Genomic DNA, 20,835 nt, shown 5'->3' on the forward strand with positions numbered 1-20,835 from the left:
ATGAGCATCCCAACCAATGACCAGAGTCTGCGGACCGGCAACCAGGCTGACCTCCAGACGTCCGGCAAGCCGCTGGGCCGTGACGATCTCGCCCGCCTCGTGGCCCGCGACATCGCCCCCGGATCTTTCGTGAACCTCGGCATCGGCCAGCCCACTCTGGTCTCGAACTACCTCGAACCGGAGCAGAACATCACGCTCCACACCGAGAACGGCATGCTCGGCATGGGCCCGGAGGCCACCGGGGACCAGATCGACGGCGACCTCATCAACGCCGGGAAGATTCCCGTGACCGAACTGCCCGGGGCGTCCTACTTCCACCACGCTGACTCCTTCGCGATCATGCGCGGCGGACACCTGGACATCTGCGTCCTGGGCGCCTTCCAGGTCTCCGCCACCGGCGACCTCGCCAACTGGCACACCGGGGCCCCGGACGCGATCCCCGCCGTCGGCGGCGCCATGGACCTCGCCACCGGCGCCAAGGACGTCTTCGTCATGATGACGCTGCTGACCCGCGACGGCGTGTCCAAACTCGTGGGGACCTGCACGTACCCGCTCACCGGGATCGGCTGCGTGACCCGCGTCTACACCGACAAGGCTGTCTTCCTGACCGGCCCCGACGGCGTCCAGGTGCGGGAGACCTTCGGCTGCACGCTCGAGGAACTCCAGGCCCTGGTCCCGATGCCGCTCCGGGCGGCGGACCCAAGCTGACAGGCCTGCGGCCGGACAAGCTGTGGGCACCGCTAAAGTGATCCGGGACCGAGAGGCGGAAAATGACTGAGCCAGCCAAGAGCGGCGGCGCACCCGCGGCCAGCGACCAGTACGTGCAGTCGCTGGCGCGCGGGCTCGCCGTGATCCGTGCCTTCGACACGGAACACCCCAAGATGACGCTGACCGAGGTGGCGGCCCGGACCGAGCTGACCCGCGCCACGGCCCGGCGGTTCCTGCACACGCTCGCGGAGCTGGGCTATGTCCGCACGGACGGCAAGATCTTCGCCCTGACTGCCAAAGTGCTGCAGCTCGGCTACGCCTACCTGTCCGGGCTGTCCCTGCCGCAGCTCGCCCAGCCGCACCTGGAAGAGCTCTCCCTCGAACTGGGGGAGTCGACGTCGGCCGCGGTGCTCGAGGGCACCGACATCGCCTACATCGCCCGGGTGTCCACCCGGCGGATCATGACGGTCGGCATCACGGTGGGCACCCGCTTCCCCGCCTATGCCACCTCGATGGGCAGGGTGCTGCTCGCGGCCCTCCCGCCGGCGAAGCTGGAAGAGTACCTCGCGGCGGCCGAGATCCGGCCCCTGACTCCCGGAGCCATCGGAACGCGGGCCGCCCTCCTGGCGGAGCTGGATACTGTTCGCGCCCAGGGCTGGTGCCTGCTGAACCAGGAACTGGAGCTGGGCCTGATGTCCATTGCGGCGCCCGTCCACGACGGGCCCAAGGTGGTGGCGGCCATCAACGTCTCACTGCAGGCCCAGACGGTGTCCGCGCAGCCTGATCCGGACGCCTACCTCAAGGCCGTGCGTGAAGCGGCGCTGGCCACGGCGGAAATTATCTCCGAGGACCTGACCTCGGGCCGGTGAAACGCGTCCCAGACAAGACGTCTGAGAAGAGTCACGCCCGTTAAGAGAACCGTCAGGTGGCGGGATCCGGGATGGGCTCTGTTGAAACCGTGATCGTCACGCCCCCGGGTTCGTCACCGATTTTCAGGTGCAGGTCCCTGCCCACCAGCAGGGCATGGATGTCTTCGCTGCCTCCGGGCGCGATCTGCTCGGCCAGCCGTGTGAGCGCCAGTGCCATCGCCCGGCCCCAGTCGTGCGGATCGACGCTCGATGATTCTGCCGTCGCTGAGTAATTCTCTGTTTCAGTCATCTGCTCCCGCTTTCGGCGTCCGGAGAGCAGCCTCCGGCACATCACGAGGCCCAGTCTAGTGAGCCTGCGGAGCCCACGTCCACGATTCGCGCCGGCGCTGCGCAGGTTACGCGGGCACTGCAGCTAGGATTTTAGTTCGGGAACCCTCCGCCCCATTGCCCCTAAGGACGCCATGACAGAGAACAGCACCGCGACGCCGGAGACTCCGGACAACGCGGCCTCCCGGCGCGCCGCCGTGGTTATCAACCCCATGAAGTCTCCCGGAGAGAGCTTCCGTGCCTCCTTCTTCCGCCTGTGCGAGACCCAGGGCTGGGCGGAGCCGCTGTGGCTGGAAACCACGAAGGAGGACACCGGGCTGGGCCAGGCCCGCGAGGCGCTGGAGGCCGGAGTCGACGTCGTGATCGCCGCAGGCGGCGACGGAACGGTCCGCTGTGTGGCGGAAGTCCTCGCAGGCACCGGAACGCCGATGGGCCTGGTGCCCCTGGGGACCGGAAACCTGCTGGCCCGCAATCTCGGCATCGATATCACCGACCCCGTCGCGGCCAGCTACGACGTCCTAAGCGGCACGGACACCAAGGTGGACGTGGTGAAGGCCACGCTGGACCACGCCGAGACGGAATCCACCTTCCTGGTGATGGCCGGACTTGGCTACGACGCCGCCATCATGGCCAACACCGTCGACGAACTCAAGGACCGCGTGGGCTGGCTGGCGTACGTTGAGGCGGGCATCCGGCACCTGCCGGGCAAGCCCATCAGGGCAAAAATCAGCATTGACGGCGAGCACCCGGTACGGCGCCGCATCCGCAGCGTGATGGTGGGTAACTGCGGCAAGATCATGGGGGGCGTGGAGATCTTTCCCGACGCCAAGATCGACGACGGCATCCTGGACGTCGTGATTTTGGCCCCCATCGGCCGGTTCGGCTGGCTGGATGTGCTGGCCGGCGTCTTCGGCCGGAGGAACGCCAAGAACGCATCGGTGGAATATTTCGCCGGAAAGTCAGCCGAGATCGAACTCGCCCACGAGCAGGAATTCCAGCTCGACGGCGACCCGCTCGGCAAGGCCAAGCACCTCAAGGTCACGGTCGAGCAGGATGCCCTCACCATCCGGATGACAGGCATCTGACCCCGCGCCAACCATTGCCCGGCCGGCCGTTTCACCCCGGGCGGGCAATCTAACGTGCCGCCGGCCGGTGCGCCAGGATCTCCGCGAGTTCGGCCAAACGGTGTGCGCGGGCGGATTCGGCAGGCGTAAACGGCTCGCCGGGCCGGGAAAACGTAATGGGCCCGTGCCACGCCGTAGGGATTTTCAGGACCGTCCCGTCACCGCCCGTGGAAGGCGGGACCCCAATGTTGCCGGCGGCCGGTCCGGGGATGATCCGTGCCCGCAGCAGTTCCGCGACCGCCAGCGGCAGCTCCTCCGGGCTGGCGGCGATCCGGGCGGCCAGGCTCAGTGCGCCGGTTTGCCCGTCGGCCATGGCCAGGGCGGTGGTCGGCCAAACGTGCGGATCCGCTCCGCCGCCGGCCCGCAGCGCCCGGAGCAGCTCGGCTTCGCGGACTTCGCCCGGGGCCGAGAGCACAAACTCGTCCAGCACACCGCCGGCCACGGGATGAACATGAATGCTGAGGATGTTCGTGTTCAGCGCGGCCAGGGCCTGCGTCAGTTTCTGCAGCGACCCGGGCCTGTCTTTCAGGACGGTCCGCGCCCGCCACAGGGCGGGTGCGGCGCCGAGCCGTTTGCGGTGCCGCAGGGCCGGGGCATGCAGCCAGCCCCTGAGCATCCGGGCGGCCGAGGGTTCGGCCACCCAGATCACCAGGATGGTCGCGGTCATGGTCAGCACCAGGACCTTCGCGACGTATGGCAGGTGGGTTTCCACCACCGCCGCGTGCACCAGCAGTTCGATCGGAAGCATCACGGCGACATTGGCCAGGGTCAGCCGTGCCTTGGTCGGTTCGGGCATCTGGCCGCACACTTCGCAGCTCAACTCGGAGGTGGCCGGGGACTGGGCTTTGCCTGGGGTTTTGCCTGGGTTTTTGCCTGCGGCGGTGCGTGTCATGCTCCCATGATTCCCGCCGGCTGTTTCGGCCGGGTTGCCGCCGGGTGACGGTTTCGCGCCGGGACCGGGCCAGGTCAGGTGATCGTGCTGTTACTTACCCGGTCCACCCTCTTGGCCGTGCTGGAGCAGGTGGCGGTGGGCGTAGAGGTCGCGGAGCAGGGCGACCTCGGCCAAGTGGTGGATCATCTCGCGGTTGATGTGCAGGACCAGTGCTGCCAGGGGGGCATCGGCGTACGGGCCCTCGGCCGGCCCGCAGGGCGCCGCCAAACCCGATTCGTGGAGGCCTTTCACGCCGTGGATCCACCGGCCGTAGTACTCGTCCAGCAGGGCCAGTGCCCCGGCCGCGGTGCCGGGGTAGGCGAAGGACTGGTAGTCCACCGCAGGACCGCCAAAATGCGATGCCGTGCGTGCGCCGAGGACACCGACCAGAATGTGGCACACGCGCCAGGCAATGGTTGTCACCGGAGCGGGAACGGGCTCCGGGTAGCTGAAATCAATGGTGAAATCGCCCGAACCCGGCGCGCCCGGGGGTGTTGAGGCGTCCCTGCGGCGGACATTCCAGCCCGGCGCCGGCTCCCAAAAGTACTCGTGGTCAGTCAACCCGTCCAGCCGCGGACGTGCCTGGTTGGCAAAATGCCAGTCCAATTGGTCCACCAGCTCGTGGTTCCAGTCAAGGTCCGGCATGGTGTTCCTCCTTGGCAGCCAGGCTCACGCGGCGGGGCCCCTACATCAAAGCACTCCGGTCCCACCGCGCGCCAGAGGGCACAGCCAGGAGGGGCCAGGCGTGAGTTCGGCTTGCGGCTCCGGCCGGCTCAGACGACTGCGCCTTCCCGTGCGGGTGCTCCCCCTTCCAGGTGCTCCCCGTCCAGGTGCTCCCTGTCCAGGTGCTCCCCGTCCGGGTGCTCCCCGACGCGGCCACGGGTGGCGGCGGCGTCCGGGCCGGCCAGATTGGCCAGCAGGTCGCGGATCTCGGCCAGCAGTGCGGTGTCGGCCGGGATCGGCTTCTCCTCGGGCTCTGCTGCCTTGAGCCGGTTCTTGACCATTCGGTTGATCCGGTTCATGGGGGCCACGAAGATGAAGTACACCACCGCGGCGGTGATGAGGAAGGTGAGGAAGGCTGTCACCACGGCGCCGATGTTGACGAAAGTCTTGTCGTTGCCCGGCCAGACGTAGAAGCCCAGGCCGTGGGTCTCGACCCCGCCGGCAGCAGCGAGGATCGGGTTGACGATGTTTGCGGTGAACGCGCTGACCAGGGCGGTGAAAGCGGTGCCGACCACGACGGCGATGGACAGTTCGATCACGTTGCCGCGCAGGATGAAATCCTTGAATCCTTTGAGCATGGGGAACCTCCGGTGTGCGTTGCGGGCTTGATTCAACCGATAGACGCTACCACTTCGCCGTGCAGACGGCCGATCCCGATCAACGGATTCCGATGCCGCCGCCGTGCCGTTCCGGCGTAAACTCCCTCTTGGATGCCAGCGCCGCCGTCGTAACACTCCGGCCGCAACGAAAGGCATCCCGACCCGTGAGAACCCGCCCATGAAGAGCTTTTTCGCTGTGAGGCCGGCGCTATGAAAGTGTTCGCCGAGATGTTCACCATCGCGCCGGGCAACAAGGACCACCAGGTTGCCTTCCGCTGCGCCGTGGGAGTCTTTGTTCCGCTGATCACGCTGGTGCTGCTGGACCGCCTGGATCTGGCAATCTTCGCTTCGTTTGGCGCCTTCACCGGCATCTACGGCCGCAACGAGCCGCACGCCAGGCGCCTGACCCTCCAGGTCCGAGGCGGCGGGCTGATGCTGCTGGTGATGTTCCTGGCCGCCCTCACCGCGCGGGTGGACGCCCTGGCCGGGCTGTCGGCGGCAGGCACCACCTGGGTCCTGGTCGTGGCCACCACCGTGATCGCGTGGGGATGCTCCCTGGTTGTCGCGTGGTGGCGCCTGCGCCCCTCCGGTTCGCTGTTCCATATCTTCGCGTTCGCGGCCATCGCGTCGATCCCCAACCAGCCGCCGCTGTGGCAGGCCATGCTGGCGGCGGTCCTCACCGTGGCTTTCTCCCTGCTGCTCGGCCTGTCCTCGCGGGTGGCCCGGAGCCACCGGACCCCGTGGGTAAATCCAAGACCGGCGGCCCTCACTCCGCAGGAGAAACGCACCGCGTGGCACGAAAGCTGGGGTTACCTCGTGGCGGCAGGCCTGGCGGGAACGCTGGGGACCCTGGCCGGGGAATGGCTGGACATTGGCCACAACTACTGGGCGATGGTGGCCGCCGTCGTTCCGCTGGTGGGCCACACCACCCGGCACCGCGTCAGCCGCGGCCTGCAGAGAATCGCGGGCACAGCCCTGGGGCTGGTGCTGCTCGCCGGCATCCTGCTCCTGCAGCCGACGCCCTGGCAGACGGTGCTGGTCATTGCCGCGTGCCAGTTCGGGGCCGAGATGTTCATCGCGCGCCAGTACATGCTGGCGCAGGTTTTCGTCACTCCGCTGGCCCTGACTTCCACGCTTCTCGTGGCGCCCGTGCCGCCCGGCCTCCTGCTCCGCGACAGAATCGTCGAGACCATCATCGGCGCCGCCGTCGGCATCGCCGTCGTGTTGGCACCCGGCGCGTGGCGCAAACTAAGGGGGCGCCGCGAGGCGCGGACCCCGGAGCGCTTGTCCTAGGAGCGCCTGACGCCTACGAGTGCCCGACGCTGGCGCCGGTGCGGGACACGGCCGGGACGGTCTGTGGGACGAAGGCGAGGGCAATGACCGCCAGGACTGCGGCGGCGGCGAAAACGTAGAAACCCCACGGGTAGGCGATGCCGGCGGCGACCAGCGCGCCGGTGACAGCCGGACCCAAAATCGCTCCCAGCCGGCCCACTCCGGCGGCGAAGCCCAGGGCGGTGCCGCGCAGGCGGACGGGGAAGAGCTGGCTGACCCAGGCGTAGACCAGAACCTGGGAACTGAAGACGAACACGCCGGTGACGAAGACAGCGGCATAGAGCACCACTTCGTTCTGGATCTGGATGCTGAGCGCGGCCAGGAACACGGCGGAAAGGCCAAACCAGAGCAACACGATCTTCTTCGTCCCGTGCCGGTCCGCCAGGACGCCGGCGATCAGCAGGCCCACCACGGCGCCCACGTTCAGGACCAGGAGCAGGGCGAGCCCGGCGTTCAGGCTGTAGCCGGCGGAGGCCATGAGCTGGGGCAGCCAGGTGTTCAGGCCGTAGACCAACAGCAGCCCCATGAAGGACGCAACGGCCACACCGGCCGCAATCAGTGGGTAGGGCTTGCGGCCCAGATCCCGGAAGCTGGCGCGTTCTTCCTCGGGCGCGGCCTGCACGCGGGTCTGGCTGCCGGCCGGGGAGGCGCCGGCCGGGGAGGCGGCCGCGGGGATGTGGTGGACCGGCGGGAGGGTCTCCGGAAGCTTGAACCACAGGAAGGGGACCAGAGCGAAGCCGGCCAGGCCGCCGGCCACGAACATGGTCCGCCAGCTCGGAATGACCATGAGGGCCAGGAACGCGGTGGCCACGGCGCCGACGTGGTACCCGGTCATGGTCCGGGTGGTGGACTTTCCGGCCGCGCCGGCGGGTGCGTAGTCGTTCATGTACGCCAGGGCGGCGGGCAGGCAGGCGCCCAGGCCCAGGCCGGCCAGCAGCCGGAACGTGCTGAACCACGCCACATTGGGCGCGAAGACGACGGCGATCGTAAAGAGGGAGAACCACGCCACGCAGGCCACCAGCAGGTTCCGCCGGCCGAGCCGGTCCGAGAGCGGGGCGATGAAGAGCGCGCCGAGCCCCACACCCACCAGGGAGACGGTTGCCGCGAACGTCGCCCCGACGGCGTCGAAGCCAAGTTCCTGCGACTTGATGAGGGTTGGGATGACCGTGCCGAGCACCACCAGGTCAAAGCCGTCCAGCACCATGGCCAGCCAGCAGAGCCACACGGGCCACCGTGATTTCTCCCCGGAAGACGACTTGTCCAATGACGACGTTGACATTGTTACCTCAGCATTAGTATTTGGGTGATTCCGTGTGCCTGGCCGCTGCCGGCCGGCCTCTTTCCATTGTGAGAGTTCTATCACCGCACCGTGTTGCATGGGACACTTAAAACCATTCAACGGAAGGGATATGGTGGCCAATTCGAACTCCGGCGACTCGGTGGTGGACCGGGTTCTGCGGTTGATTGCCGCGTTCCCTGAAGGCGTCACGGCGCTGCCGCTCTCGGAGCTTGCCGCGAGGGCGGAGCTCCCCCTGACCACCGCGCACAGACTCGTCCGGCAGCTTGCCGGACACGGCCTGCTCGACGTCGGCCCCGGCGGCTCCGTCAGCCTGGGCCTGCGGCTCTGGGAGCTCGCCAACCGCAATTCCCCCACGCTCGAGCTCCGCCAGGCCGCCTTGCCGTTCATGGAGGACATCCAGCAGGTGCTGCATCAAAACGTGAACCTCGCCGTGCTGGACGGGCGGGAAGCGCTCTTTGTGGAGCGGCTCTCGCGCCGCGGCTCCGTCGCCAACCGGGCGCAGGTGGCCGGGCGGATGCCCGTGCACGTGTCCTCCGCCGGGCTGGTGCTCATGGCCAACCAGCCCCGCCCCGTGCAGGCCGAGTTCCTCGAGGGATTCAGTGATCCGACCGGCCGGCTGGGCGTGGAGGATCTCCGCGCCCTCCTGAGCGAGGCCGCCCATCAGGGCTATGCCCAGTTGGCCGGCGTCGTGGACCCTGACACGTGGGGGATCGCCGTCCCGGTGCTGGACCGCAGGAAGCACGCCGTGGCGGCCCTCGGCGTCGTTGTTCCCCTTCGCGAGGTGCGTCTGCAGGCGCTCGTTCCCGCCCTCCAGACCGCGGCCCGGGGGATCGGGCGGCGGCTGGGCGAGCCCCGCGAGCATTCCGTATTCCATTCAGCGGAATCCATGTAACGCGCATCACGCCGGCGGGAGCACACTGTAAGCCGGAAGACGAAAACGGCCCCGGCCCCGACCGGCGGACCCCGCAGCGAAGCGAGACGCACATGGCACAGCGAAAAGTCATCACCACCCAGGTAGCCATCATCGGGGCCGGTCCGGCCGGACTCATGCTGTCCCACCTGCTGGCCAAGGCCGGCATCGAATCCACCGTCCTGGAGATCCGCAGCCACCAGGAGATCTCCGAGACGGTCCGCGCCGGCATCCTGGAGCATGGCTCGGTCAACATGCTCGTCGACAGCGGTGTCTCCGACCGCGTGCTGCGGGACGGCGACCGGCACGACGGAATCGAACTACGTTTCAACGGCGAAAGCCACCGGATCGACTTCCAGGACCTCGTCGGGGAATCGGTGTGGCTCTACCCGCAGACAGACGTGTTCCTGGACCTCTCCGCACGCCGGAAGGCCGACGGCGGCGATGTCCGGTACGGCGTCACGGACACCACCATCCACGACATCGAAGCCAGGCCCAGGGTCTGGTTTACGGATGCGGACGGCGTCGAGTACGAGCTCCGGGCCGACTTCATCGCCGGCGCGGACGGCTCGCGCAGCCACTGCCGGTTCCAGATTCCCGAGGCGCACCGCAAGTGGTACTTCCACGAGTACCCTTTCGCCTGGTTCGGCATCCTGGCGGAGGCGCCGCGCAGCTCCGACGAACTGATCTACGCCAACTCCGGGAACGGCTTCGCCCTGATCAGCCAGCGCACGGAGACCGTCCAGCGGATGTACTTCCAGTGCGACCCCAACGAGGACGTCAACAACTGGGATGAGGACCGCATCTGGGACGCCTTCCGCAGCCGCGTCAACGGCAACGGCTTCGAGGTCAAGGAAGGACCCGTGATCGACAAAACGGTCCTGAAATTCCGCAGCTTCGTCCACGCCCCCATGCGGCACGGCAACCTGTTCCTCGCCGGGGACGCCGCGCACACGGTGCCGCCCACCGGGGCCAAGGGCCTTAACCTGGCGCTGCATGACGTCAAAGTCCTCTTCGAGGGATTCGACAGCTTCTACGCCACCGGCTCCGCGGCACTCCTGGACGCCTACAGCGACCGCGCCCTGAACAGGGTGTGGAAGGCCCAGCAGTTCTCCTACTGGATGACTTCCATGCTGCACACCCCGGCCGGCGCTGATGATTTCTCCCGCGCCCGCCAGCTTGGCGAACTCCAGTCCGTGGTGTCCTCCCGCCACGGCAGCGCCTACCTCGCGGAGGCCTACACCGGCTGGCCGGGCGCCCGCTAGAGCACCGGCAGGAGCCCCGGGAAGACGCGCATATTTCCGTCGACAGGCACCGGAGCCAGGACTAGCCTTGAACCGTCCCAGCATGACCCGACAAGGACGACGGAGAGGTGTCCGATCATGGGAACGGCAGAGAATGTTGAACTGGTTCGGCGGGGGTACACGGCCTTCAACTCAGGGGATATGGCGACCCTCAGCGACATGTTCGCGGAGGACGCAGTCTGGCACGTAGCCGGAAGTGGCGTGCTATCCGGAACCAAACAGGGCCGGGACGCTATCCTGAGCTACTTCGGTGAGCTCGGTGCCCGCTCCCAGGGTTCCTTCCAAGCGGACGTCAAAGACGTCATCGGCGGGGAAAACTACACGGTGGGGATCCAGCAATCCCGGGCAGAAGGCAACGGCAAGAAACTGGACCTCGCCACCGTCATCACGTTTGTGGTCCGCGATGGAAAGATCGCGGAAGGGCGGGAGTTCTTCGAGGACACGGCCAAGTCGGACGACTTCTGGACCTGACCGAACAACCGCGTGATCAGCCGCGCCCGCAGGCTGTTTCCATCATCGGCGGCGGCATCGCCGGGCTGGCCCTTGCAGCCCGGCTGGATCCCGCGCGTTTCGAGGTCACCGTCACCGAGCAGCGGTCCGGACTCCCGACCGTGGGGACATCCTTGGCCATGTGGCCCGCGGCCCAGCGCGCGCTTGGCGATTTGGGCATCCTGGACGCCGTCCGGGAGGCCAGCCCGGTGATCGACGGCATGACCGTCCGGGCGGCCTCCGGCAGGCCATGGACATCAGCGCAGGCGACGGGGCTGATCGGCGTTTCCCGGGTTGATCTCATTCGGCTCCTCGACGGTGCCGTTCCGGGCAGCGTGCGCCGGGTGGCCGGCCGCCTCGACGTCGTACGGCCCGGTCCTGCCGGCCTCGTGGTGGGCGCCGACGGTGTCCACAGCGCGGTGCGCCGCAGTTGCTGGGGTGCCCGCTCCGGTGCCCGGCCCACCCGCTACCTCGCGGTCCGCGGCGTGGTTCCCGGAGCGCTGTGGCGGGCTCATACGGGCGAATACTGGGGCCGCGGGCAGCTCTTCGGCATTGGTCCCGCGGCGGCCGGGACCAACTGGTACGCGGCGTTCCGCTCACGGGCGGAACACGGAAGCCTCGACGTCGCCGCGGTCCTGGCGGAAACCCGGGTCCGCTACAGCGGCTACGCCCCGGGCGTCCGCGACGTCCTGGCCGTTGCGGTACCGGAAACGACCCTGGTGCAGCGGATCTGGACGACGCCGCCGCTTGGCAGCTATGTCCGCGCCCGGGTGGCACTGCTGGGGGATGCCGCCCACGCGATGACACCCAACCTTGGCCGGGGCGCCTGCGAGGCGCTGGTCGATGCCGTGACCCTCGCGGCGCTGCTCAATACCCGGCCCGTGGACGAGGCGCTGAGCGCCTACAACCGGGCGCGCCACCTCCGCACGCAGGCGCTGCGGTGGGCGTCCTCGGCCGTGATGCGGCTGGCCCTGGCGGAGCGGGGCCAGCCTGTGCGGGACGCGCTGCTGGGCTTGGCTAGTCCTGGTCCAGGGTCTCGGTCAGATGGTGCGTCGGAATCCGGTCCCGGTCGTAGGTGATCTCCGTATAGCCGTGCGGCTCCGGCTTCCCGGACGGGCTCAGGTTCACGAAGACGATCTCATCAATGGTGAGGATGCTGCGGCGGGTGATCATGTTCCGGACCTCGGCCCGCATCGTCAGCGAAGTCCGGCCGAAACGGGTCGCGGTCAGGCCCATTTCGATCAGGTCGCCCTGGACCGCGGAACTGACGAAGTTGATTTCGGAGATGTACTTGGTGACGGCCCGGCCGTTGCCCAGCTGCAGGATGGCGTAGATGGCCGCCTCTTCGTCGATCCACTTCAGCAGGCTCCCGCCGAACAGGGTGCCGTTGGCGTTGAGGTCCTCGGGCCGCACCCATTTGCGGGTGCGGAAGGTGATGTCGGCCGATTCCATAGTGCGAGGTTAGCCGACTCCGTGACCGGCGGCGTTGTGTGACGCCTCCGGCCCCGGGCGGCGCGGCCTCACGCCATGGCGGTGTGCGCGGCGCTGTGCGAATCGATCGGTTTCGCGTAGCAGTACGAGTGCACCAAGCCGACATAAGGCCCGAAGTTCGGCACGGACACGAAGCCGGAGTTCTCGTAGAACTGCCGCCCGTCGGTCTGCACCGAGCCGGCCTCCGCCGTCAGGGTGGTGATCCCCAGCGCGTGCGCATGCGCTTCGAGGGCCGCGAGGATGGAGCTCGCCACTCCCGAACCGCGGGTGTAGGGCAGCACGTAGAGGCGTTTGATTTCGGCGGTGTGGGCGTCCAGCATGCGGAGGCCCCCGCAGCCGACCGGCTGGCCCGAGGCCTTGTCGTGCGCCACGAGGAACACCGCCGTGTCCGCTTCCGACGGCGGCGGGCCGGGCTCGTGGTCGGGCCGGCCGAAGCGGGCCTCGAGTTCCGCCTGCTGGGCGGCCCTCAGGTCCGCACCGACGGGGTTCGCCCAGGTGACCTGACGGATGTTGAGCCGCGGGTTGGTCTGCATGACTGCCTCGATTCGCCGACGTGTTATGCAGTCCAAGGCTAGGCACCAGCGGTTTCGGCTGTGTTTCCTGCCGGTAGGCGTTTCGCTACACCGGACGGCCGGTGGGATCCTCCGCCGTCGGATCCGCCAGAGCCAGTCCGCCCACGGGACTGTCGTCCCAGTGGATGAGTTCCCAGCCGTTGGCGGGATCGCCTTCCAGCGCCACGATTCCGGTGTTGTCCAGCACGTGCCTGATGGCAAAGTCCGGTTCGATGTTGTCCGCCCGCAGGCCGGCCCACACCCGGATGGCTGCGCCGTGGCTGACCACGGCGACGGAGCCTGAGCCCCCCGCCCCGTTTGTCCGTGCCGCTATTTGGGCGATCGCGGCGTCGTAGCGCTCAAAGAAGTCCCGGCCGCTGGGGCCGGCAGGCATCCGGCGGTCCAGCTCGCCGTCCGCCCACGAAAAAATGGTGCCGATGTACCGCTTGTGCGAATCGTGGTCCGTGCGCTTCTCCAGCGACCCGGCCTCGATCTCGTGAAGGCCCGCCAGCACCTCGGTTTCCAGCCCGTGCACCCGGGCGAGCGGTGCCGCTGTGATCTGCGTCCGGACCAGGGTGGAGGCGTACAGGGCAACGATCCGCTCGTTAGCCAAGGCCCGGGACAACGTCTCGGCCTGACGCTCGCCGAGTTCGGTCAGCCCGGGCCCCGGGTGCGCCGTGTCCAGCTGGCCCAGGACATTGCCGGGCGTCTGGCCGTGCCGGATGAGCAGAAGCCTCATTTGAGGTGGTCCACCAGCTGGTCCGCGATGCCCGTGTACTTGCCAGGGGTCAGCGCCAGCAGGCGGGCTTCGGCGTCGGCGGACAGGCCGAGGCTCTGGACGAATTCCTGCATCCGGGCGGCATCCACGCGCTGTCCGCGTGTCAGGTCCTTGAGCCGCTCGTACGGGTTTTCCATCCCGTCGACGCCGGCGATGGCCTCGGCGCGCATGACCATCTGGATGGCCTCGCCGAGGACTTCCCAGTTGGTGTCCAGGTCCGCGGCCAGCACGTCCTCGGCAACCTTGAGCCGGTCCAGGCCCTTGGCAACGTTCGAGATGGCGAGCAGCGAGTGGCCGAACGCCACACCGATGTTGCGCTGCGAGGAAGAGTCGGTGAGATCGCGCTGCCAGCGGGAGGTGACCAGGGTGGAGCCGAGGACGTCCAACAGGCCGGAGGAGATCTCGAGGTTGGCCTCGGCGTTTTCGAACCGGATCGGGTTCACCTTGTGCGGCATGGTCGAGGAGCCCGTGGCGCCTGCCACCGGGATCTGCACGAAGTACCCGATCGAGATGTAGCTCCAGATGTCGGTGCAGACGTTGTGCAGGATGCGGTTGAAACGCGCGACGTCGGCATAGAGTTCGGCCTGCCAGTCGTGGCTTTCGATCTGGGTGGTCAGCGGGTTCCAGGTCAGGCCGAGGCCTTCGACGAAGCCCTTGGCGACGTGCTCCCAGTCGGCGCCCGGGACGGAGGCGACGTGGGCGGCGTAGGTGCCGGTGGCGCCGTTGATCTTGCCGAGGTATTCGGTGCGGGCGATCCGGTCCAGCTGCCGGCCCAGCCGGTGCGCGATGACGGCCAGTTCCTTGCCCAGCGTGGTGGGCGTGGCGGGCTGGCCGTGCGTGCGGGAGAGCATCGGCACGGCGCGGTTGTCCCCGGCCATGGCGCTAATCTGGGCGACGAGGGCGCGGGCCGCAGGCAGCCAGACTTCCTCCACGGCCCCCTTGATGCCCAGGGCGTAGGAGAGATTGTTGATGTCTTCCGAGGTGCAGCCGAAGTGCACCATGGCGGTCAGCCGGTCGATTCCGATGCCGGGCAGGCGGCGGCCGATGTAGTACTCCACGGCCTTGACGTCGTGGACCGTAACGGCCTCGATCTCGGCCAGTTCGGTGACGGAGGAGGCGTCGAACTCCGTGACGATCGCACGCAGTTGCTCCTGTTGTTCCGCCGTGAGCGGTCCGGCCCCGGGCAGGACGTTGTTGCCGGTCAGGTGGATCAGCCACTCGACCTCAACAGCCACGCGGTCGCGGTTCAGGGCAGCTTCGGAAAGGTAGTCGACCAGCGGCGCGACGGCGGACTGGTAGCGGCCATCCAGCGGGCCGAGCGCGATCTGGTGGTCGGACGCGGCGAGGGCCAGGCGTCCGGACGGCGTGCGGGTATCAGCTGTGGCGGCAGTTTCAGGCATATGGCGATTCTTTCACGAAGTGCCGCCTGGCCTTAAGCGCCCCCGTCCTTGTGACATTGCCGGATGACATTGCCGGCCGACATTGCCGGCTGGCAGTGCATGGCGGTCGGGGCCGTTGTCCACATAGCCGGGCGGCTCTCTTCAGCGGTCACTGTCCGCCCCGCTAGCGTCGGTTTATGGGCAGTCGGATGAGGCCGGGCAGTTGGATGAGGCCGCGATGAAGCCGGTCAGTAGCGGGATAGCACCGGGACCTGAGGGCAGTGTGGCGGTTCTTGGCGTGACGGCCGCCGACGCCCTCGAGTGCGCATCGCGCAGTTACGAAGTCCAGCAGTTCGCTGCGCGTGTTGCGCGGTGCGCCGAGGAAGCTGATGCGGTGCTCGCCGCCCTCGCCCGCCTTGAGCTGCAGTCGTGGCAGTCACCCGCCGGCCGCGCCTACCGTGTGGCCTTGTCCCTGCACGCGGCGGCGTTGCACCGAAGCCGGGATGCCCTGCTCGATGCTGTTGCCGCGGTGCTCCGGCACGCCCGGAACGTGGCGCAGCCCGCGGACCGGACGGGACCCTGATGGCCGAGGCGACTCCGGAGGGCTCCGGCGGCAGCCCCTGGGTTTCCGCACCGCCGCGCGACGGCAGCCTGCTCATCCGGGGCGGAATCGGCGGGGTGAGCTTCCAGTTTGAGGAGCTGCTGGCGGGTGCCGCGGCACTGGACGCGCTGGTCCGGCAGCTGCAATCGGTTGAGGTGGAGGCCGACGCCGTCCGGCGCGCGTTGTTTCCCTATCAGCCCGACTCCTACACCAGTGGCAGCAACGCCATCAGCGCCGTGGGGGAGGCCGGCCGGGAGGTCGGACGCGTCCGGTCGCAGCTTCAGCGGATCGGCGACGACGTCCGCGCCAGTCACCGCGAATACGAATATGCCGAGGCCCGGAACGCCCTGCTGCTGCGGATGGGACTGCACGGCTCCGAGTACGGCGCAGCACCGGAGCCCTTCGCCCTGCCCGGGGTGCGCGGGATCGCTGAAGGTTGGGTTGCCATGGCGCCGCGGAATCTCGCCGTGCTGCTTGGCCTGCCCTGGCCACTGGCCGCCGTGGCCAGCGCCCTGGCCGGGCCCACTGACATCCGCCGCCTGGTCCGGGACGCCTCGGAAGCGCCGGGGCTCGTGTTCCTCAAGCCCCGCCCCGTCAGCATCATCGGCCGGGAGACGTTTACGGCCGACGTCGACCTCTCACCGGCCGGGCTGCTGCGGCGGGCCGGGGCAGTGGGAGAGCAAGGCGGCCGGATTGAGGTTATCGAGGTCGACGGCGGATCCCGGCCCGCGTGGGTAGTGATAATCCCCGGAACCCAGCAGGGCGCCCTGCCGGAAGGCACCAACCCCTTTGACCCCGCCGGAATCGCCGAGGCCTTGGGCTATGACTCGGCGTCGACGGCGCAGGCCATCCGGGATGCGCTGCGGCAGGCCGGTGCCGAGGCCGGCGATCAGCTCGTGGCCGTCGGCTACAGCCAGGGGGGGATCCACGCGATGAATCTCAGCAAGGACCCTGCTGTCCTGGCCGAGTACGACCTCAAGTTCGTGCTGACCGCGGGCTCGCCCGTGGGCGGGATCAGCCCCGCGCCGGGGATCCGCAGCCTGCACCTGGAACACGAGCAGGACTGGGTGCCGGGGGCGGACGGACTGGCGAACCCGGACACCCGGGACCGCGTGACCGTGACCCTCACCAACCCACTGGCGGTGCCGCCGCCACAGGACTTCGGCCTGGGTCCCGGGCACCGGTTGGAGAATTACGCCGACGGGGCCGCGCTCGTCTCCGCGAGCCGGGACAACACCCTGCAGGACTCCACGGCCGCGCTGGCCGCGGTCGTGGGGACCGGCGGGGCGGCGACGCTGACCCGGTTCTCGCTCCGCCGCGAGGGCCCGCCGGCGCCGCGGGCAAAGCCGCCCGCGACCCCTCCGGGACCGCAGCGCAGCCCGGGCGCCCCTAGCGATCGAGGGCGGGAAGGAAGCTCGCCACGAGGGACACCGCGCTGATGATGATGGCGGCGAACACTGCGGTCCAGAAGAACGAGTCGATGGTGAAGTGCACGGTGGTGTAGCTGCTGATCCAGGAGGTCAAGTAGAGCATCGCGGCGTTGATGACAACCGTGAACAGGCCAAGGGTGAGGATGGTGATCGGCAGCGAGAGGAGGCTGACGATGGGCTTGACGAAGGCATTGACCAGACCGAAGATCAAGCCGATGAACAGGTAGCCCAGGACGATGTTGATGGTGCCGTCGCCCTGGGTGGAAATATCCAGGCCCGTGAGGATCCAGCAGGCGATTGCCAGGGCCAGCCCGTTGATGATGACTCGTACGATGAATGAGCGCATGGCCCCATGCTGTCATAAGCCTGGCGGCGACGGCAGTGACCATATTCCCCCATGTCAGCAAGGGCTTTCCCCTACGGACAGCAATCAGCTCCCGCAACTGCGGCGGCGACCCGAAGTAGGCTAGTTGGCATGACTTCATCAGAGAACCCGGCCGGGGGCATCAGGCCCCGTCCGGTGGTAGACCTCCTCCCCCGCTACGCAGCCGGAAAACCCCCGGTCCCCGTGGAAGGCCTGGCCAGCTACAAGCTGTCCTCCAACGAGAACCCGTTGCCCCCGATCCCTGCAGTGCAGCAGGCCATCGCGGCGCAGACCGATTTCAACCGCTACCCCGATCCGCTCAGCAGCAGGCTGCGTGAATCGCTCGCCCGCTTCCTGGATGTTCCCGCCGAGGACATCGTCACGGGCGCCGGCAGCCTGGGCGCCCTGAACCAGCTGCTGACCACCTTCGCCGGCCAGAACGACGACGGCAAGGCCGACGAAGTCATCTACGCCTGGCGCTCGTTCGAGGCCTACCCCATCTGCGTCGGACTGGCCGGCGCCGAAAGCGTCCGGATCCCGCTGACGGCCGACGGGCGGCATGACCTGGACGCCATGGCCGCCGCCGTGACTGCTCGGACCCGGATGATACTGCTGTGCACGCCCAACAACCCGACCGGGCCCATCCTGATGGCCGAGGAAACGGAGCGCTTCATCAACGCCGTTCCGGCCGACGTCGTGGTGGTCATCGACGAGGCCTACCAGGAATTCGTGCGCGCCGGCGACGCCGTGGACGGCATCGCCATGTACCGCAAGTACCCCAACGTCGTCGTCCTGCGGACCTTCTCAAAGGCACACGGCCTCGCCGGACTCCGCGTGGGCTACAGCGTCTCGCGGCCCGAACTGACACAGCACCTGCGCGTCGCCGCCACCCCCTTCGCCGTGTCCCAGATCGCGGAAACGGCTGCGGTTACATCGCTCGAGCACTTCGCCGATGTTGTAGAAAGGGTACAAAGCCTGGTGGACGAACGGGACCGGGTCACGGCGGGACTGCGTGAGCTCGGGTGGTTCGTCCCGGAGGCCCAGGGCAACTTTGTCTGGCTCAATCTGGGCGAAAACAGCTCGGAATTTGCCGCCCTCGCGGCGGAACGGGCGCTGTCCGTCCGCGCCTTCGGCAACGAGGGCGTGCGGGTCAGCATCGGCGAAACGGAAGCCAACACCCGTTTCCTGGAGCTCTGTGCGATCTATACAAAACCGCCGCAACGTTCCTAGCGCTTAACACTGCGCGCTCAGGCCGCCCCGTGCGGATAAAGTAAGGACCAGTAAGCCAAAATATATGCCGGACCTGGAATGTATTCCCGGTCCGGCATATATCCCAGCGATTGCGGCGCATTCGGATGCGGCAAGCAAGGAGACGGTATGGGCGCCACACATCTGCCCTCTACCGAGTTCGACGGAACCGGGATGGATGACCAGCTCGAGGCGGAGGCCGAGGCCCAAATGGGTGCCCCGGCCGAGCCGATGGTGCAGTTGCTGGGCCCTGACGGCACCCTGGGCTCGGACCCGGTTTTCTCAAAATACGCCGAGAAGCTGGATCCGGACACCCTGCGCGGCTTCTACGCGGATATGGCCAAGATCCGCCGCTTCGACGTGGAAGCCACCGCCCTGCAGCGGCAGGGACAGCTGGCCCTTTGGGTACCGCTCACCGGACAGGAAGCTGCCCAGATCGGCTCCGGACGGGCCAGCCAGCCGCAGGACTACATCTTCCCCACCTACCGCGAGCACGGCGTGGCCCTGACGCGGAACGTGGACCTGGCCGAGCTGTTGCGCCAGTTCCGGGGCGTCTCCAACGGCGGCTGGAACCCGAAGGACACGAACTTCCACCTCTACACGCTGGTTCTGGCCGCCCAGACCCCGCACGCCGTCGGGTACGCCATGGGCATCCAGCGGGATCAGAAACTGGCGGCCGCCAACGCCGTCGCCGGCGGGGAAGCGGGACAGGCCGTGGAGCCGAACGCCGCCGTCATGGTGTACTTCGGCGACGGCGCCAGTTCCGAAGGGGACGTCCATGAATCCATGGTGTTCGCCGCTTCCTACCAGGCGCCAGTGGTCTTCTTCTGCCAGAACAACCACTGGGCCATCTCCGTGCCGAGCTCCGTGCAGACCCGCATCCCGCTCGCCAACCGCGCCAAAGGCTATGGCTTCCCCGGCATCAGGGTGGACGGCAATGACGTGATCGCCGTCCACGCCGTCACGGAATGGGCGCTGGAGCGGGCCCGCGAGGGCCATGGTCCCGTACTGATCGAGGCGTTCACCTACCGGGTCGGGGCGCACACCACGGCCGATGACCCCACCAAATACCGCGAATCCGCCGAAGAAAGCCTGTGGCGTGCCAAGGACCCGCTGGCGCGGCTGGAGAAGTATCTCCGGGCCGAGGGCCTCGCGGATGACAGCTTCTTCGAGCAGGTCAAGGCCGACGGCGACGAGCTCGCCGCCTATGTCCGCAAGACCACCTACGACCTGGAAACCCCGGACATCCGGACCGCCTTCGCCAACACCTACGTGGAGGCCCACCCGCTGGTGGCCGAGGAACTGGCCTGGTTCGAGGAATACAGCGCAGGGTTCGCCGACGAGGCGTCCGCCGATGAGGCAGCTACTCCCCAGACAGACAGGGCGGCCCGCTGATGACCACCATGACCATTGCGAAAGCCATCAATGAGGGCCTGCGGGCCACGTTGACCAACAACCCCCGCTCGCTGCTGATGGGCGAGGACATCGGGGCCCTTGGCGGCGTCTACCGGGTCACCGACGGGCTGATCGCCGAATTCGGCGCCGACCGCGTGGTGGATACCCCGCTGGCCGAGTCCGGCATTATCGGCACCGCGATCGGCCTCTCCCTGCGCGGCTACCAGCCGGTCTGCGAGATCCAGTTCGACGGTTTCGTGTTCCCGGGGTTCAACCAGATCACGACGCAGCTGGCCAAGATGCACTCGCGCAGCAACGGCAACCTGACCGTTCCCGTGGTCATCCGGATTCCTTACGGCGGCGGTATCGGCTCCATTGAGCACCACTCCGAATCGCCGGAGGCGCTGTTCGCCCACACGGCCGGGCTGCGCATCATCACGCCCTCCAATCCGCACGATGCCTACTGGATGATCCAGCAGGCCGTCGACTGCCAGGATCCCGTGATCGTCTTCGAGCCCAAGCGCCGCTACTGGCTCAAGGGCGAGGTCGACACCGACACCCCAGGCGCGTCCGCCGACCCCTTCAAGGCGCATGTGCTCCGCGAGGGCACCGACGCGACCGTCGTCGTCTACGGCCCGCTGGTGCCCGTGGCCCTCGCCGCGGCCGAGGCCGCCGCCGAGGACGGCCACAGCGTCGAGGTGATCGACCTCCGTTCCATCTCGCCGATCGACTTCGACACCATCACGGCCTCGGTCCGGAAAACCGGCCGGCTGATCGTGGCCCACGAGGCCCCCACCTTCGGCGGCATCGGCGGCGAAATCGCCGCGCGGATCAGCGAGCGGGCGTTCCATTCACTGGAGGCCCCCGTCATCCGCGTCGGGGGGTTCCACATGCCCTATCCGGTGGCCAAGGTCGAAGAAGACTACCTGCCGGACATCGACCGCATCCTTGAGGCGCTCGACCGCGCCCTGGCGTACTGACG

General features: G+C 68.1%; 23 protein-coding genes. 13 read left to right on the forward strand and 10 right to left on the reverse strand.

Annotation, left to right across the window (positions count from 1 at the left end; all coding sequences use genetic code 11):
- Window positions 1–708 (forward strand): 3-oxoacid CoA-transferase subunit B, encoded by a 708-nt coding sequence (locus B5X90_RS16850; protein ID WP_079555073.1) that lies wholly within the window; start codon window positions 1–3, stop codon window positions 706–708.
- A gap of 62 nt (window positions 709–770) precedes the next feature.
- Window positions 771–1,577, forward strand: coding sequence for an IclR family transcriptional regulator domain-containing protein (locus tag B5X90_RS16855; RefSeq protein WP_079555075.1), 807 nt, complete (start codon window positions 771–773; stop codon window positions 1,575–1,577).
- 52 nt (window positions 1,578–1,629) lie between these two features.
- On the opposite strand, the gene B5X90_RS16860 is transcribed toward B5X90_RS16855, so the two are convergent.
- Window positions 1,630–1,866, reverse strand: a complete 237-nt coding sequence (locus B5X90_RS16860) for a hypothetical protein (RefSeq protein ID WP_028277604.1) — start codon at window positions 1,864–1,866, stop codon at window positions 1,630–1,632.
- 172 nt (window positions 1,867–2,038) lie between these two features.
- Here B5X90_RS16860 and B5X90_RS16865 point away from each other — a divergent pair, with 172 nt between their 5' ends.
- Window positions 2,039–2,989, forward strand: a complete 951-nt coding sequence (locus B5X90_RS16865) for a diacylglycerol/lipid kinase family protein (RefSeq protein WP_079555077.1) — start codon at window positions 2,039–2,041, stop codon at window positions 2,987–2,989.
- A 49-nt stretch (window positions 2,990–3,038) separates the two neighbouring features.
- Here the strand turns inward: B5X90_RS16865 and B5X90_RS16870 are convergent, their stop codons facing one another.
- The 3 genes from B5X90_RS16870 to mscL all read right to left on the reverse strand — a co-directional run bounded on the left by B5X90_RS16870 (window position 3,039) and on the right by mscL (window position 5,260).
- Complete coding sequence (locus tag B5X90_RS16870) at window positions 3,039–3,920, reverse strand: ACT domain-containing protein (RefSeq protein WP_079555079.1); 882 nt, start codon at window positions 3,918–3,920, stop codon at window positions 3,039–3,041.
- A gap of 90 nt (window positions 3,921–4,010) precedes the next feature.
- A complete protein-coding gene (locus tag B5X90_RS16875) occupies window positions 4,011–4,604 on the reverse strand; it encodes a DinB family protein (protein WP_079555082.1) in 594 nt (197 codons plus the stop codon).
- Between the two features lie 128 nt (window positions 4,605–4,732).
- Window positions 4,733–5,260, reverse strand: coding sequence for a large conductance mechanosensitive channel protein MscL (mscL, locus tag B5X90_RS16880; RefSeq protein ID WP_079555084.1), 528 nt, complete (start codon window positions 5,258–5,260; stop codon window positions 4,733–4,735).
- 231 nt (window positions 5,261–5,491) lie between these two features.
- Here mscL and B5X90_RS16885 point away from each other — a divergent pair, with 231 nt between their 5' ends.
- Window positions 5,492–6,574, forward strand: a complete 1,083-nt coding sequence (locus B5X90_RS16885) for an FUSC family protein (RefSeq protein ID WP_079555087.1) — start codon at window positions 5,492–5,494, stop codon at window positions 6,572–6,574.
- Window positions 6,575–6,587: 13 nt separating this feature from the next.
- On the opposite strand, the gene B5X90_RS16890 is transcribed toward B5X90_RS16885, so the two are convergent.
- A complete protein-coding gene (locus B5X90_RS16890) occupies window positions 6,588–7,892 on the reverse strand; it encodes an MFS transporter (RefSeq protein ID WP_079555089.1) in 1,305 nt (434 codons plus the stop codon).
- 133 nt (window positions 7,893–8,025) lie between these two features.
- Here B5X90_RS16890 and B5X90_RS16895 point away from each other — a divergent pair, with 133 nt between their 5' ends.
- From B5X90_RS16895 to B5X90_RS16910, 4 genes are all read left to right on the forward strand, one after another.
- A complete protein-coding gene (locus B5X90_RS16895) occupies window positions 8,026–8,805 on the forward strand; it encodes an IclR family transcriptional regulator (RefSeq protein WP_079555150.1) in 780 nt (259 codons plus the stop codon).
- A 92-nt stretch (window positions 8,806–8,897) separates the two neighbouring features.
- A complete protein-coding gene (locus B5X90_RS16900) occupies window positions 8,898–10,088 on the forward strand; it encodes a 4-hydroxybenzoate 3-monooxygenase (RefSeq protein WP_079555091.1) in 1,191 nt (396 codons plus the stop codon).
- A gap of 117 nt (window positions 10,089–10,205) precedes the next feature.
- Window positions 10,206–10,598 carry a nuclear transport factor 2 family protein gene (locus tag B5X90_RS16905; protein WP_079555094.1) on the forward strand — a complete coding sequence of 131 codons (393 nt, stop codon included), beginning with the start codon at window positions 10,206–10,208 and terminating at the stop codon, window positions 10,596–10,598.
- Window positions 10,599–10,642: 44 nt separating this feature from the next.
- Complete coding sequence (locus B5X90_RS16910; RefSeq protein WP_179129178.1) at window positions 10,643–11,695, forward strand: FAD-dependent monooxygenase; 1,053 nt, start codon at window positions 10,643–10,645, stop codon at window positions 11,693–11,695.
- On the opposite strand, the gene B5X90_RS16915 is transcribed toward B5X90_RS16910, so the two are convergent.
- The 4 genes from B5X90_RS16915 to purB all read right to left on the reverse strand — a co-directional run bounded on the left by B5X90_RS16915 (window position 11,634) and on the right by purB (window position 14,836).
- Entirely contained in the window at window positions 11,634–12,068 is a 435-nt protein-coding gene (locus B5X90_RS16915; protein ID WP_079555099.1) for an acyl-CoA thioesterase, read from the reverse strand. The two genes, B5X90_RS16910 and B5X90_RS16915, sit on opposite strands and share 62 nt — an antisense overlap.
- Window positions 12,069–12,136: 68 nt before the next feature.
- Complete coding sequence (locus B5X90_RS16920; protein ID WP_079555101.1) at window positions 12,137–12,640, reverse strand: GNAT family N-acetyltransferase; 504 nt, start codon at window positions 12,638–12,640, stop codon at window positions 12,137–12,139.
- A gap of 85 nt (window positions 12,641–12,725) precedes the next feature.
- Window positions 12,726–13,397: a histidine phosphatase family protein gene (locus B5X90_RS16925; RefSeq protein WP_079555103.1), complete on the reverse strand. Its 672-nt coding sequence runs from the start codon at window positions 13,395–13,397 to the stop codon at window positions 12,726–12,728.
- Window positions 13,394–14,836 (reverse strand): adenylosuccinate lyase, encoded by a 1,443-nt coding sequence (gene purB, locus B5X90_RS16930; protein WP_079555105.1) that lies wholly within the window; start codon window positions 14,834–14,836, stop codon window positions 13,394–13,396. Before purB ends, B5X90_RS16925 begins: the two co-directional genes overlap by 4 nt.
- Window positions 14,837–15,053: 217 nt before the next feature.
- On the opposite strand from purB, the gene B5X90_RS16935 reads away from it, so the two are divergent.
- Together B5X90_RS16935 and B5X90_RS16940 are read left to right on the forward strand one after the other, a co-directional pair.
- The gene (locus B5X90_RS16935) at window positions 15,054–15,398 is read left to right on the forward strand and encodes a hypothetical protein (protein WP_079555108.1); all 345 of its coding nucleotides are present in this window, start codon (window positions 15,054–15,056) and stop codon (window positions 15,396–15,398) included.
- Window positions 15,398–16,855, forward strand: coding sequence for a hypothetical protein (locus B5X90_RS16940; RefSeq protein WP_179129176.1), 1,458 nt, complete (start codon window positions 15,398–15,400; stop codon window positions 16,853–16,855). The genes B5X90_RS16935 and B5X90_RS16940 overlap by 1 nt, the downstream gene beginning before the upstream one ends.
- Here the strand turns inward: B5X90_RS16940 and B5X90_RS16945 are convergent.
- Entirely contained in the window at window positions 16,806–17,192 is a 387-nt protein-coding gene (locus B5X90_RS16945; protein WP_079555111.1) for a phage holin family protein, read from the reverse strand. The genes B5X90_RS16940 and B5X90_RS16945 overlap by 50 nt on opposite strands.
- Before the next feature lie 129 nt (window positions 17,193–17,321).
- Here B5X90_RS16945 and B5X90_RS16950 point away from each other — a divergent pair, with 129 nt between their 5' ends.
- The 3 genes from B5X90_RS16950 (at window position 17,322) to B5X90_RS16960 (ending at window position 20,833) form a co-directional block, all read left to right on the forward strand.
- Window positions 17,322–18,440 (forward strand): histidinol-phosphate transaminase, encoded by a 1,119-nt coding sequence (locus B5X90_RS16950; protein WP_079555113.1) that lies wholly within the window; start codon window positions 17,322–17,324, stop codon window positions 18,438–18,440.
- Window positions 18,441–18,587: 147 nt separating this feature from the next.
- Window positions 18,588–19,853, forward strand: coding sequence for a pyruvate dehydrogenase (acetyl-transferring) E1 component subunit alpha (gene pdhA / locus B5X90_RS16955; protein ID WP_079555115.1), 1,266 nt, complete (start codon window positions 18,588–18,590; stop codon window positions 19,851–19,853).
- Window positions 19,853–20,833 carry an alpha-ketoacid dehydrogenase subunit beta gene (locus B5X90_RS16960; protein ID WP_079555117.1) on the forward strand — a complete coding sequence of 327 codons (981 nt, stop codon included), beginning with the start codon at window positions 19,853–19,855 and terminating at the stop codon, window positions 20,831–20,833. The genes pdhA and B5X90_RS16960 overlap by 1 nt, the downstream gene beginning before the upstream one ends.
- The last annotated feature ends 2 nt before the right edge of the window (window positions 20,834–20,835 follow it).

The sequence above is a fragment of the Arthrobacter sp. 49Tsu3.1M3 genome (assembly GCF_900168135.1).
Classification (GTDB): Bacteria; Actinomycetota; Actinomycetes; order Actinomycetales; family Micrococcaceae; genus Arthrobacter.

Bases quoted from the DNA above. Each gene is read 5' to 3' on its own strand.
- B5X90_RS16850 (WP_079555073.1), top strand. From the start codon at position 1: ATGAGCATCCCAACCAATGACCAGAGTCTGCGGACCGGCAACCAGGCT.
- B5X90_RS16855 (WP_079555075.1), top strand. From the start codon at position 771: ATGACTGAGCCAGCCAAGAGCGGCGGCGCACCCGCGGCCAGCGACCAG.
- B5X90_RS16860 (WP_028277604.1), bottom strand. From the start codon at position 1,866: ATGACTGAAACAGAGAATTACTCAGCGACGGCAGAATCATCGAGCGTC.
- B5X90_RS16865 (WP_079555077.1), top strand. From the start codon at position 2,039: ATGACAGAGAACAGCACCGCGACGCCGGAGACTCCGGACAACGCGGCC.
- B5X90_RS16870 (WP_079555079.1), bottom strand. From the start codon at position 3,920: ATGACACGCACCGCCGCAGGCAAAAACCCAGGCAAAACCCCAGGCAAA.
- B5X90_RS16875 (WP_079555082.1), bottom strand. From the start codon at position 4,604: ATGCCGGACCTTGACTGGAACCACGAGCTGGTGGACCAATTGGACTGG.
- mscL (WP_079555084.1), bottom strand. From the start codon at position 5,260: ATGCTCAAAGGATTCAAGGATTTCATCCTGCGCGGCAACGTGATCGAA.
- B5X90_RS16885 (WP_079555087.1), top strand. From the start codon at position 5,492: ATGAAAGTGTTCGCCGAGATGTTCACCATCGCGCCGGGCAACAAGGAC.
- B5X90_RS16890 (WP_079555089.1), bottom strand. From the start codon at position 7,892: ATGTCAACGTCGTCATTGGACAAGTCGTCTTCCGGGGAGAAATCACGG.
- B5X90_RS16900 (WP_079555091.1), top strand. From the start codon at position 8,898: ATGGCACAGCGAAAAGTCATCACCACCCAGGTAGCCATCATCGGGGCC.
- B5X90_RS16905 (WP_079555094.1), top strand. From the start codon at position 10,206: ATGGGAACGGCAGAGAATGTTGAACTGGTTCGGCGGGGGTACACGGCC.
- B5X90_RS16915 (WP_079555099.1), bottom strand. From the start codon at position 12,068: ATGGAATCGGCCGACATCACCTTCCGCACCCGCAAATGGGTGCGGCCC.
- B5X90_RS16920 (WP_079555101.1), bottom strand. From the start codon at position 12,640: ATGCAGACCAACCCGCGGCTCAACATCCGTCAGGTCACCTGGGCGAAC.
- B5X90_RS16925 (WP_079555103.1), bottom strand. From the start codon at position 13,397: ATGAGGCTTCTGCTCATCCGGCACGGCCAGACGCCCGGCAATGTCCTG.
- purB (WP_079555105.1), bottom strand. From the start codon at position 14,836: ATGCCTGAAACTGCCGCCACAGCTGATACCCGCACGCCGTCCGGACGC.
- B5X90_RS16935 (WP_079555108.1), top strand. From the start codon at position 15,054: ATGAAGCCGGTCAGTAGCGGGATAGCACCGGGACCTGAGGGCAGTGTG.
- B5X90_RS16940 (WP_179129176.1), top strand. From the start codon at position 15,398: ATGGCCGAGGCGACTCCGGAGGGCTCCGGCGGCAGCCCCTGGGTTTCC.
- B5X90_RS16945 (WP_079555111.1), bottom strand. From the start codon at position 17,192: ATGCGCTCATTCATCGTACGAGTCATCATCAACGGGCTGGCCCTGGCA.
- B5X90_RS16950 (WP_079555113.1), top strand. From the start codon at position 17,322: ATGACTTCATCAGAGAACCCGGCCGGGGGCATCAGGCCCCGTCCGGTG.
- pdhA (WP_079555115.1), top strand. From the start codon at position 18,588: ATGGGCGCCACACATCTGCCCTCTACCGAGTTCGACGGAACCGGGATG.
- B5X90_RS16960 (WP_079555117.1), top strand. From the start codon at position 19,853: ATGACCACCATGACCATTGCGAAAGCCATCAATGAGGGCCTGCGGGCC.